Source organism: Rhizobium fabae (assembly GCF_003985135.1).
GTDB classification, from domain to species: Bacteria; Pseudomonadota; Alphaproteobacteria; order Rhizobiales; family Rhizobiaceae; genus Rhizobium; species Rhizobium pisi.
Window position 1 is genome coordinate 1 of record NZ_ML133669.1, and the last position, 11,827, is coordinate 11,827.

Here is an 11,827-nt window from a genome sequence, read left to right on the forward strand (position 1 = left end):
GATCCTTCGGCACCAGGCTATCAAGCGTCACCATCTCAAGAGCCGTCTGGGTGGGGGCAGGTTTCTTCAACATGTCCCAATGAATCATAAACCCCTGGACGGTGCCAGGGGTTTGTCAGCAGTCTGAAGCCGGGCACGTCGCCCGGCTTTTTGCTGTCCGCGTCTTCGGGTCAAGCGCTGGCTTTGAGCTCGCGATGGGCAGGGAATTTCTTTTCGAATTGCGCGAGCCACTCGATCAACGGCGCATGATCGGCTTCCCATTGGCCCTTGAAGCGCAGGTCGAGATAATCAAGCGTGGCGGCCAAGGCGAAATGTCCGCCATTGAGCTTCTTGCCTGTTTTCGGCGGCTTGGCGCCGAGGTGAGCGAGCCCGGCCGTCGCTTTCTTCCATTGGCGATCGATCCAGGGCTGATGGACCTTTTCCTCGTCTCGGAAGCGCCGCTCGTAAACGATCGCCAGCAGGCAGTCGCAGATGCCGTCGCAGAGCGCTTCCAGGACCTCAGCATCGGTGCGCTTGCCCTTCTTGGAAGGGTAGAGCCCTCCCTTCGTCAGCCGGTCGAAAAAATGCATGATCGCCACGCTGTCGAATATCGAGGCTCCATCATCGGTCAGCAGCGTCGGGATTTTGCCGAGGGGATTGTTGTCCACCAGGATCGCCGGTCCGGTGTTGGTATCGACCCGGATCGCGTTCACCTCGAGGCCCAGAAAATGCGCGGCCATCCGCACCTTGCTGGAATAGGGCGAGGCGGGTGAGCAGAGGAGCTTCATGGGACACCTGACGAGATTGTGGACTTGCGGCGCAGATTGTTCCCGAAGCTAACGCATAACCCCGAAAATCGGAATCGATTTTCGGGGTTATGCGCGTTTCAAGATTCTGGATCGTCCTTGACCGTCTTGTTCTCCCCGCGCAGCCAGAAGGCGCGGTGCGAGGCGAATCGGTCCTGCGCCATATGATCCTTCAGCGCCGGCAACATTTGGTGCAACTCGTCCTTCAGGGTGAAGGGCGGATTGACGATGATGAGGCCGGAGCCCGTCAGCCCCGTCATGCCGCGGTCGCTGCGCACGGTGAGCTCGGCGCAGAGCATCTTCGGGATGTCGAGCGCCTGCAGCATTTCGTGGAATTCCTTGACCGGCGCACCCTTTTTTAGCGGATACCACAGGCAATAGGTGCCGCCGGGAAAGCGGCGATAGGCTCTTTCCAGACCCTTGGCCAGGCGCTCGTATTCGTCCTCCTCCTCGAAGGGCGGATCGACGAGCACGATGCCACGCTTCTCCTTCGGCGGCAGATGCGCGCCAAGCGCCAGCCAGCCGTCGAGCTCGGTGATGCGGGCGTGGTGATCGCCCTCGAACAGCCGGTGCAGGCGGGCGAAATCCTCTGGATGCAGCTCCATCGCCGACAACCGGTCCTGCGGCCGGAACAGCATGCGCGCAAGCTTCGGCGATCCGGGGTAGAAGCGGATGCCGCCTTCGGGATTGAGTTCGCGGATGGCCGAGAGGTAGGGTTCGAGCAGTTCGGAAACCTGCAGCCCGAGTTCCGCCTCCATCAGCTTACCGATGCCGTCAAGCCATTCGCCGGTTTTTTGCGCTTCCTCGGAGGAAAGGTCGTAGAGCCCGATGCCGGCATGGGTGTCGAGCACGCGGAATGCCCCGTCCTTCTTCTGCATGTAGCGGATCAGCCGCGCCAGCACGGCATGTTTCAGCACATCGGCAAAATTGCCCGCATGATAGATGTGGCGGTAGTTCATTTTCGCTGATGTCCGTATGAATTCGCGTTATCGGCAGTTTTTGTGGCTTTTGGCCGTGGAAGCCTTGCAATATACAAAGGCCATGAACATTGCGACCCCCATTCCCGCCAAATCCCCGAAGCCGGACAAGAGGGTGGGCCACACGGCCTGTCCGCACGACTGTCCCTCCACCTGCGCGCTGGAGGTTGAGATTTCAGAGGACGGCCGCATTGGCCGCGTACGCGGCGCCAATGATCATTCCTACACCGCGGGCGTCATCTGCGCCAAGGTCGCCCGTTATGCCGAGCGGCTCTACCATCCCGACCGCCTGATGCATCCCTTGCGCCGTGCCGGCGCCAAGGGAGCAGGACAGTGGCAGCAGATTTCCTGGGACGATGCGCTGGATGAGATCGCCGAGGCCTTCGTGAAGGCCGAGGCACGGGACGGCAGCGAGGCCATATGGCCCTATTTCTATGCCGGCACCATGGGTTGGGTGCAGCGCGACTCTATCGATCGCCTGCGTCATGCCAAGCGTTACTCCGGTTTCTTCTCATCGATCTGCACCAACCCTGCCTGGACCGGCTTCACGATGGCGACCGGCGTGCTGTGCGGCCCCGATCCGCGCGAGATGGGCCGGACCGATTGCGTCGTCATCTGGGGCACCAACGCGGTCTCGACCCAGGTCAACGTGATGACCCACGCCATCAAGTCCCGCAAGGAGCGCGGTGCGAAGATCGTCGTCATCGACATCTACGACAATCCAACGATGAAGCAGGCCGACATGGCTCTCATCGTCAGGCCCGGCACCGACGCGGCCCTTGCCTGCGCTGTCATGCACATCGCCTTCCGCGACGGCTACGCCGATCATGACTATATGGCCAGATTTGCCGACGATCCCGCTGGTCTCGAAGCGCATCTGAAGACGAAGACGCCGCAATGGGCCGCTGACATCACCGGCCTGTCGGTAGAAGAGATCGAAGCCTTCGCCCGTCTCGTCGGCACGACGAAAAAGACCTTCTTCCGCCTGGGCTACGGCTTCACCCGCCAGCGCAACGGAGCGGTCGCCATGCATGCGGCCGCCTCGATCGCCACCGTCCTCGGCTCCTGGCAATATGAGGGCGGCGGCGCCTTCCATTCGAACAGCGATATCTTCCGCATGAACAACGCGGAGCTGACGGGCAAGTCGATGAAGGATGCCGAGATCCGCATGATCGACCAGTCGCAGATCGGCCGTGCGCTGACCGGCGATGCCGTCGCACTCCGCCATCGCGGACCGGTGACGGCCATGCTGATCCAGAACACCAATCCGGCAAATATCGCGCCGGAACAGCGACTGGTGAAGCGCGGCTTTGCCCGCGATGATCTCTTCGTCGCCGTCCACGAGCAGTTCATGACCGAGACGGCAGACATGGCCGATATCGTTATTCCCGCCACCATGTTCGTTGAGCATGACGACATCTACCGCGCTGGCGGCCAGAACCACATCCTGCTTGGTCCAAAGCTCGTCGAGCCGCCGCCGACCGTGCGCACCAATCTCTTCGTCATCGAAGAACTGGCAAAACGTCTCGGTGTCGCCGATCGCCCTGGCTTCGGCTTCACGGCGCGCGAGATGGTCGACCGCCTGCTGGCGGCAAGCGACCTGCCGGACTATGACCATTTCCTCGAGCATAAATGGTTCGATCGGCAGCCGGCCTTCGAGGAGGCGCATTTTCTGAACGGCTTCGCCCATCCCGACGGCAAGTTCCATTTCCGGCCGGACTGGGTGAACGATCCCGCGCCGAACAAGCCCCCGGCTTCGGTCGGCACGCTCGGCCCCTATGCCGAGCTGCCGGCTTTTCCTGATCAGGTCGATGTCATCGAGGTCACCGATCCCGAGCATCCTTTCCGTCTCGCCACGTCCCCCGCCCGCAACTTCCTGAATTCGAGCTTTTCCGAGACCAAGACCTCTCGTCAGAAAGAGGGTCGCCCCGAGGTGATGATCAACCCGGCGGACGCCGAAGCCAACGGCATCGCCCATGGCGATCTCGTCCGCATCGGCAACGGCCGCGGCGATCTGCGCATCCATGCCCGTGTCACCAATGAGGTCAAACCCGGCGTTCTGATTGCCGAGGGTCTCTGGCCGAACAAGGCGCATGTCGACGGCGAGGGCATCAACGTGCTGACCGGCGCCGACCCGGTCGCGCCCTACGGCGGAGCGGCCGTGCACGACAACAAGGTCTGGCTTCGCAGGGACGCAGCATGATGCAGCCGAAATCACGGGTGAAGATCGTCAGCGAGCAAACGCTGTCGAACGGGTGGACGCGGTTAAGCAGCTATTTGCTCGACTACATCGACCGCAAGGGGGCGACCCAGCGGCTAAAGCGCGAAGTCTATCACCGCACGCCCGCCGCCTGCATCCTGCTCTATGATCCCAAGCGCGATCTCGTCGTTCTCGTCCGCCAGTTCCGTCTGGCCGTTCATCTCAACGGCGATCCCGCCTGGATGATCGAGGTACCGGCCGGCCTTCTCGATGACGACCATCCCGAGGCGGCGATCCGCCGCGAGGCCATGGAGGAGACCGGTTATCGCCTGCGCGAGGCACGCTTTCTCTTCAAAGCCTATTCCACCCCGGGCGCCATCACCGAAGTCGTCCATTACTTCGCGGCCCTGATCGATACCGCCGACCGCGTCGCGGAAGGCGGCGGCCTGGACGAGGAACACGAGGATATCGAGGTCCTCGAAATCCCGCTCGACGAGGCCGCCCGGATGATCGAAACCGGCGAAATCTTCGACGCCAAGACGATTATGCTGCTGCAATGGGCGCTGCTGAACAAGAGCAAACTTCGATAGTGGGTGAGGCGATCGAGACCTAATTCGCCAAGTTGCCTCCAGGGCGGATCGACATGATCCGCGACCGGCTTAGTTTTCTCCGCGAACTCGCATCATCTGCCGGAAGGCGCGCCGCTTTAGTGCAGGTATTGCGTTGATGGTGCGCATGACGCCACGCGTCGCAGCGAGTTGCACTCTGCCGACAATCGGCCGATGGGCCAGATCGCCGGCATCCATCTGCTTTTTCGATTCTTGGACTGCTTCGGTACTGTAGCGAAGCATCTCGACTTCGTACGCCTGTATGGCTTCGACGAGCGGCTTTCGACCCTGGTCCGCTGCGACCAGCATGCGTCCAAGGAGAGCGGCATCGCGAAGCGCCGTATTGGCACCCGCGCCTCGTCCAGGTGTCATCGTATGGACTGCGTCGCCGAGCAGAGTGACATTCGAACTCGTCCAGGGCGTCAGCGGGACGGAGGTCCTCATCTTGACATCGTGGATCGTCGAGGGCGCCGTCATGCGGATGAGTGCGCGCAAGTGCGGGTGCCAGCCCCGGGTGATCTCCAAGCCAAGCTCTCGCAATTGTTCGCCGCTCAGGCCGGCCGGGTCCCGCGGGAAATTCTGCCGGGCGCCCCATAGGCCCCAGCCGATGCTGTCCTCGTCGAGTGCTTCGACGAAATCCGGCCAACGAGCGGCAAAACCCGGGTCGCTTCTCGTAACGGCGAACTCGAGCGAGTGAATGATTGCGCCGAAGCCCATCGGCGCCATAATCAGCGACATGCCTTTGAACATTTTGTCCGACAGCAGAGCTTTCGTCTCGACCGTCATAGGAACTTTGCCCCCGAGCGACATGATCCCCGTGTCTTCCAGACGCGCTTCCGGCAGGCGTTGCTTGCGTACAGCCGAACGCGTGCCGTCAGCTCCCACCAGGACATCACCTGTCGCGAAGCTTCCATCCTGAAAGCAAGCGGTGACCGATCCGTCGGCGAAGTTTGTGTAAGTTTCAAGCGTCTTCCCGAAGAAGACGTCGTCTTCAAGTCCTCTGAGCAGAACCCGCCTCAGCGTCTTTCGAATGACGTTCTTTTCACCATCGAGAGCGTTCGGGCTCGCATCATCGATGTCGAAACTCAGCACTTCGCCCAGCTGTTCGGTGAGCATGTTGAAATAGCGCGGCGACCTGGCGCAGGTGGCGACATAGAGATCGTAGAGTTCGCCGGGGATACAGGCTTTCAGCGCTCGGCTTCCCGCCGGGCTGATGCCGACGCGATAACCACCGGTGTCGGCGTTCGGCGCGAGGTCGCGCTCATACACCGCTATGCAAACGCCAGCCTGCTTCAGCAGATGAGCGAGCGCCAAACCGCCAGTCCCGGCGCCGATAATCAAAACCTTCATGGTCGTTAGTCCTGGTCAAATTTGGGATCGATGGAGAACTTCGCGGCAATCTGCTTCAGCCACTCTTCCGTCCAGGTGATGCGCTGGGCGCGCAGGTCCCCGACAACACTGTTGACCCAGGACAATTCGGCTGCGTGAAGCGCCCGGAGATATTCCATCTCCAGAAGGAAGAGCCTTGGAACGGCCTGCGCTTCCTGGAGGGCATTGTCGATGCGGCAAAGCTCCGACTCGATGGCTTTTGCTCTGAGCTCAAGCTGGCTCGCCACATCATCAGGCGTAAGCAGAGGAAGAAACGATATGGCTGCGGGGAATTCCGGATATTCCCGCGTTAAGGTCGACAATATCGCCCGCATCCAGTCCAGCGCGATGTCGCGGCCCTTCTCGGTTATCTCGTACACCGTGCGCTCTGGACGCTTGTCATCCCGGACTGTTTTCTGCGGAGTGATCAAACCCTCGCGTTCGAGCCGCTGGATTGTTTGATAAAGGCTCGCCCTCTGCGTGACATTGATCACTTCGTCCTTGCCGCGCTCCTTGATGAGGCGCTGCATGCGATAAGGATGCAGCGGCTCTTCCGTCAGCATTGCAAGGACAGCGAGCGCGATTGGAGATCGTTTGATTGATGTCATAGTCATATAATTACTAGTTAGATTATAACTAGTCAATATTGCAGTCCGAGATCGCTGGTTCCGCTGGGAGGTACGGGCTGGATCGATGACAATGAATCCGCCGCCGGTGCGTCGGACCATTTCCCAAACGCAGGTTCCGCACTAAGGTAATAGGACTCAAAATTTCATACGACTGTCACGAAGCGGTTCTATCCGCTGCGGCTTGTTAATCATCGGATACGGTCAGGAGAAAGCCCATGTGGCTCAGCAATTTCACCCTCGTTCTCCCGGACGAGGTGGTGAGGGAAGGTTCCGTGCGTGTTGAAGATGGCGCCATCGCCGAGATGAGGCCGGAGCCGGTCGCCGGTGCCGCCATCGATGGCGGTGGGCGGCTGCTGATGCCGGGATTCGTCGACCTGCATGGCGACATGATCGAGCGCGAGATCGCACCCCGACCGAATGCGCATATGCCGATCGATTTCGGTATTCACGAGCTCGACAAGAAGCTTGCTGCCGCCGGTGTCACGACGGCGTTCGCCGCCGTCTCCTTTGCGACCGAAAGCGTCTATGGCCACGTCCGCTCGCTGGAGACGACGTCAGCCGTGATCGAGGGCATCAACCGCCTGCGCGACAATCTGCTGATCGACCACCGCGTCCATGCCCGCTATGAAATCACCAATGTCGGCGCCGCACCCGCGCTCGAGCGCCTGCTCAATGCCGACCAGATCGACATGGTCTCCCTGACCGACCACACGCCTGGCCAGGGCCAGTACAACAACCTGCAGAGCTACATCCTCAGCATTTCCGAGCGCCGCGCCATCTCCGAGGAAATGGCGGCGGAGATCGTCGCCAAGCGCATCGCCATGCGCAACAACCCCGAAATCGAGGCCAAGCTGAAGGAGATCGTCGCGTTGTCGCTGAAGCACGATCTGTCGCTTGCCTCGCATGACGACGACAGTGTCGAAAAAGTCGCCGAAATGCACGATCTCGGCGTCACCATCAGCGAGTTTCCGGTCACCGCACCTGCGGCGGAAGAGGCGCGCCGCCGCGGCCTCTGGACGCTGATGGGCGCGCCGAACGCGCTGCGTGGCCAGTCGATGTCGGGCAATCTGAGCGCGCTCGACGCGGCAAGGGCCGGACTGCTCAGCGTCATCGCCGCCGATTATCATCCGGCCGCCTTCGTGCCCGGCATCTTCAAGCTTGCTGACATGGTGGAGGGCGGTCTGCCGGTCGCCGTTGCCATGGCGACCGGCAATGCGGCCCGTTCCGCCGGCCTCCTGGACCGCGGCGAGATCGCCATCGGCCAGCGAGCTGACCTGGTGGCGGTCGAACCCGGCGATGTCCACCGGATCCGCGCCACCTTCCGCGCCGGGCGCTTCGTCTATAGCGACGGCACGCTGCATCCGCTGCGGGCGCTGGCGGCCTAAGCGCGGTCGCCGATCAGCGAAATCAGTTGGGCCTTGGGCGCAACGGTTGAAGCCTCGGCGCCGACGGCCTTGCCGCTTTCCATCGCCACCCGACCTTCGGCAAAGAGCCGCAGCGCTTGCGGATAGATCTGGTGCTCGACGGTGAGCACGCGGGCAGCCAGGCTATCGGCTGTGTCGCCGGAAAGAATTGGTACAGCCGCCTGGCCGATCGTCGGCCCCTCATCCATGCCTTCGGTGACGAAATGCACCGTGCAGCCGGCGATCCGCATGCCGGCGTCGATGGCGCGCTGATGGGTGCGCAGGCCCGGAAACAGCGGCAGCAGGGAAGGGTGGATGTTGAGCATCCGGCCTTCGTAACGCTGGATGAAGGTTGCTGTCAGCAGCCGCATGTAGCCCGCGAGGCAAAGGATGTCAGGGGAAAGCGTGTCGAGCGCCGAAAAGATCGCCGCCTCATGCGCTTCCTTGCTGGCATAGTCCTTGCGCGGGAAGGCGAAGGTGGCGATGCCTTCGGCATTAGCCTTGGCAAGTCCGCCTGCATCGGCCTTGTCGGAAATCACGCCGACGATCTCGGCCGGATAATCGGCTGCCTTCGCCGCCGCAACCAGCGCCATCATGTTGGAGCCGCCACCCGAAATGAAGACGACGACGCGTTTGCGCGGCGTGCTCATATGGCAAGCATACCCTTGTAAACCGTGCCGGCAGCGCCTTCGTCGCGGGCAATCATGCGGCCGAGCGCGACGACCGTCTCGCCCTCGGCTTCGAGAGCCGTCGATACCGCGGCGACATTCTCTTCAGCGACGACGACGATCATGCCGATGCCGCAGTTGAAGGTGCGCAGCATTTCCTTGGCTTCAACACCGCCCGTCTTGGCGAGCCACGAGAAGACCGGCGGCACTTTGACGGCCGCAAGATCGATCTCCGCAGCCAGATGCTTCGGCAGCACGCGCGGAATATTCTCCGGGAAGCCGCCGCCGGTGATATGGGCAAGTGCCTTTAGCGCTCCCGTCTCGCGGATCGCCTTCAGGAGCGGCTTCACATAGATGCGGGTCGGCTCCAGCAGCGCTTCGCCGAGCCTCTTGCCTTCGGCAAATGGCGCCGGCGCATCCCAGCCGAGGCCGGAGAGCGAAACGATCTTGCGCACCAGCGAGAATCCGTTGGAATGGACGCCGGAGGAGGCGAGGCCGAGGATCACGTCACCCTCGGCGATGTCGCCTGATGGCAGGAGCTTGCCGCGTTCGGCAGCGCCCACGGCAAAACCGGCCAGATCATAATCGCCGGAAGAATACATGCCCGGCATTTCGGCCGTTTCGCCGCCGATCAGCGCACAGCCCGCCTCGCGGCAGCCGGCGGCGATGCCGCCGACGATTGCCGCACCCTGGTCGGGATCGAGCTTGCCGGTCGCGAAATAATCGAGAAAGAACAGCGGCTCGGCGCCCTGCACGACGAGATCGTTGACACACATGGCGACGAGGTCGATGCCGACGGTGTCGTGGTAGTCCGCGTCGATCGCAATCTTCAGCTTGGTGCCGACGCCGTCATTGGCGGCAACCAGAACCGGATCGGTAAAGCCCGCGGCCTTGAGGTCGAAGAGCCCTCCGAAGCCGCCGATCTCGCCATCGGCGCCAGGGCGGCGCGTCGAGCGCACCGCCGGCTTGATCTTCTCGACGAGGAGGTTGCCGGCATCGATGTCGACGCCCGCATCGCTGTAGGTCAGGCCGTTTTTCCCAGACTGGCTCATGCTGGTCTCCGATGGCTATTTTCGTGCGGCTAACATGCCGCGTCATCTGCCGGTCGCAATTGCATGACAGGGGCGTTTATGCAAGCGCTGCATGGGAAAAGCCCCCAATTTCCCGCGTCTTCCCGTAGCCTTTTCGGGATTTGGCGCAACAGGGTTGACCATCTTTGCGCCTGCATCCTATGTGCTGAATGGCCGCGTCGGATCGGATGCGGCATTCAGCGGCGGCGAGCGATCAGCGGGGAAGCGATGCCACAGCATGTCAGCGGCAACAGTCTCAAGCGCCAGATCTTCTTCTGGCTGGCCGTGCTCGTCTTTTTCATCGCCTTTCTTTATGTCTTCAGTTCGATACTTTTGCCTTTCATCGCCGGCATGGCGATCGCCTATTTCCTGGATCCGGTGGCCGATCGGCTGGAGCGCCTTGGCCTCAGCCGCATGATGGCGACGGTCGGCATCCTCATTGCCTTCGTTATCGTCTTCGCCTTGGCGCTGATGATCCTCATTCCGGTGCTCGTCAGCCAGTTCAACGATTTCGCCCAGCGTCTGCCGGGTTATATCAGTCAGTTGCAGCAGTTCATCACCCAGTCGCAGAATTCGCTGCTGCCGGACTGGATCAAGAACCAGATGGGTACGATCAAGGACAATCTCTCCGGTATCCTGTCGGAGGGCATGGGCTTCTTGACCGGCCTCTTCGCGCAGATATGGAATTCCGGCAAGGCGATCGTCGACGTCATCTCGCTGCTCGTCGTCACCCCCGTTGTTGCCTTCTATATCCTGCTCGACTGGGACCGTATGGTCGCCAAGGTGGATGCCTGGATTCCGCGTGATTATATCAATGAGGTTCGCCAGATTGCCAAGGAGATCGATCAGGCGATCGCCGGCTTCATTCGCGGCCAGGGTTCCCTCTGTCTCATCCTCGGCATCTATTATGCCGTCGGCCTTTCCCTCGTCGGGCTGAATTTCGGTCTGCTGATCGGCCTTTTCGCCGGAATGATCAGCTTTATCCCCTATGTCGGCTCCATGGTCGGCCTCGTTCTTGCCGTCGGCGTGGCGCTGGTGCAGTTCTGGCCGGATTATCCCTGGATCGGCCTCGTGCTCGCCGTCTTCTTCTCCGGCCAGTTCCTGGAAGGCAATGTTCTGCAGCCGAAGCTTGTCGGCGAAAGCGTCGGCCTGCATCCGGTCTGGCTGATGTTTGCGCTGTTTGCCTTCGGCGCACTCTTCGGTTTCGTCGGTCTTCTGGTCGCCGTGCCGGCCGCTGCTGCCGTCGGCGTTCTTGTCCGTTTTGCGCTTTCGCGCTACCTTCAGAGCGATCTTTATTTTGGCGGGTCGCCGAGCGCCCGCGCCCGGAAGACGAAATCAGTTCCCAATGAATGACGTGAAGAATGCTGATCCGAAGCGCAAGGCCGGAGAGCAGCTGCCACTGGTCTTTTCGCACGATGCCGCAAGCGGCCGCGACGATCTCCTGATTTCGGAGCGTCTTGCTGCCGCCGTTTCGATTGTCGACGCCTGGCCGGAATGGCCGTCGCCGGTCGTCGTGCTCGCCGGTCCCGTCGGCTCGGGAAAATCCCATCTCGCCCGCATCTGGAGCGAATTGAGCGGTGCCGTCAGCATCCATCCGGAGCTTGGCTCGGACGCCGCGGTTGCCGCCGCCGCCGGGCCGGTGCTGTTCGAGGACGCCGACCGCCTCGGCTTCGATGACAATGCGCTCTTCCATGTCATCAATAGCGTGCGCGAAAACGGCACCAGCCTGCTGATAACAAGCCGTCTCTGGCCGATGTCGTGGCCGGTTCTGCTGCCCGATCTGCGTTCGCGCCTCAAGGCCGCCACCGTCGTCGAGATCGGCGAGCCCGACGAGGCGCTGTTGTCGCAGGTGATCGTCAAGCTCTTTGCCGACCGGCAGCTTTATATAGATGACAAACTCGTGCTCTATATCGTTAACCGCATGGAGCGGTCGCTGAACGCGGCCCAGACGATCGTCGAAAGGCTTGACCGGCTGGCCCTATCCAGGGGCACGAAAATCACCCGGTCACTTGCCGCCGAAGTATTGAATGAATTGGGAAATTCGGAACCGTCTGATTGACTGTCACAGTTCCGTCGTGAAACTGATATAATTGCCGTCGCGATTGAAAACGGGGTAAGC

General features: G+C 61.5%; 11 protein-coding genes. 5 read left to right on the forward strand and 6 right to left on the reverse strand.

Annotation, left to right across the window (positions count from 1 at the left end):
* Positions 1 to 170: 170 nt before the first annotated feature.
* Positions 171 to 767: a glutathione S-transferase gene (locus EFB14_RS31985; RefSeq protein WP_125846865.1), complete on the reverse strand. Its 597-nt coding sequence runs from the start codon at positions 765 to 767 to the stop codon at positions 171 to 173.
* Between the two features lie 98 nt (positions 768 to 865).
* Positions 866 to 1,744: a 23S rRNA (adenine(2030)-N(6))-methyltransferase RlmJ gene (locus EFB14_RS31990; RefSeq protein ID WP_125846866.1), complete on the reverse strand. Its 879-nt coding sequence runs from the start codon at positions 1,742 to 1,744 to the stop codon at positions 866 to 868.
* 16 nt (positions 1,745 to 1,760) lie between these two features.
* On the opposite strand from EFB14_RS31990, the gene EFB14_RS31995 reads away from it, so the two are divergent.
* On the forward strand, positions 1,761 to 3,965 hold the full coding sequence (locus EFB14_RS31995) for a molybdopterin-containing oxidoreductase family protein (protein ID WP_125846867.1): 2,205 nt from the start codon (positions 1,761 to 1,763) through the stop codon (positions 3,963 to 3,965).
* A complete protein-coding gene (locus EFB14_RS32000) occupies positions 3,962 to 4,552 on the forward strand; it encodes an NUDIX domain-containing protein (protein WP_125846868.1) in 591 nt (196 codons plus the stop codon). The genes EFB14_RS31995 and EFB14_RS32000 overlap by 4 nt, the downstream gene beginning before the upstream one ends.
* 69 nt (positions 4,553 to 4,621) lie before the next feature.
* Here the strand turns inward: EFB14_RS32000 and EFB14_RS32005 are convergent, their stop codons facing one another.
* Positions 4,622 to 5,920: an FAD-dependent oxidoreductase gene (locus EFB14_RS32005; RefSeq protein ID WP_126830785.1), complete on the reverse strand. Its 1,299-nt coding sequence runs from the start codon at positions 5,918 to 5,920 to the stop codon at positions 4,622 to 4,624.
* A 5-nt stretch (positions 5,921 to 5,925) separates the two neighbouring features.
* On the reverse strand, positions 5,926 to 6,546 hold the full coding sequence (locus EFB14_RS32010) for a PadR family transcriptional regulator (protein ID WP_125846940.1): 621 nt from the start codon (positions 6,544 to 6,546) through the stop codon (positions 5,926 to 5,928).
* A 236-nt stretch (positions 6,547 to 6,782) separates the two neighbouring features.
* Here EFB14_RS32010 and EFB14_RS32015 point away from each other — a divergent pair, with 236 nt between their 5' ends.
* Positions 6,783 to 7,952, forward strand: coding sequence for an alpha-D-ribose 1-methylphosphonate 5-triphosphate diphosphatase (locus EFB14_RS32015; RefSeq protein ID WP_126830787.1), 1,170 nt, complete (start codon positions 6,783 to 6,785; stop codon positions 7,950 to 7,952).
* Here EFB14_RS32015 and purN read toward each other — a convergent pair.
* Together purN and purM are read right to left on the reverse strand one after the other, a co-directional pair.
* Positions 7,949 to 8,620 carry a phosphoribosylglycinamide formyltransferase gene (gene purN / locus EFB14_RS32020; RefSeq protein WP_125846871.1) on the reverse strand — a complete coding sequence of 224 codons (672 nt, stop codon included), beginning with the start codon at positions 8,618 to 8,620 and terminating at the stop codon, positions 7,949 to 7,951. The two genes, EFB14_RS32015 and purN, sit on opposite strands and share 4 nt — an antisense overlap.
* Entirely contained in the window at positions 8,617 to 9,690 is a 1,074-nt protein-coding gene (gene purM / locus EFB14_RS32025; RefSeq protein ID WP_126830789.1) for a phosphoribosylformylglycinamidine cyclo-ligase, read from the reverse strand. Before purM ends, purN begins: the two co-directional genes overlap by 4 nt.
* A 246-nt stretch (positions 9,691 to 9,936) precedes the next feature.
* Here purM and EFB14_RS32030 point away from each other — a divergent pair, with 246 nt between their 5' ends.
* Together EFB14_RS32030 and hdaA are read left to right on the forward strand one after the other, a co-directional pair.
* The gene (locus EFB14_RS32030; RefSeq protein ID WP_125846873.1) at positions 9,937 to 11,061 is read left to right on the forward strand and encodes an AI-2E family transporter; all 1,125 of its coding nucleotides are present in this window, start codon (positions 9,937 to 9,939) and stop codon (positions 11,059 to 11,061) included.
* Positions 11,054 to 11,767, forward strand: coding sequence for a DnaA regulatory inactivator HdaA (gene hdaA / locus EFB14_RS32035; protein WP_125846874.1), 714 nt, complete (start codon positions 11,054 to 11,056; stop codon positions 11,765 to 11,767). Before EFB14_RS32030 ends, hdaA begins: the two co-directional genes overlap by 8 nt.
* Positions 11,768 to 11,827 lie beyond the last annotated feature (60 nt).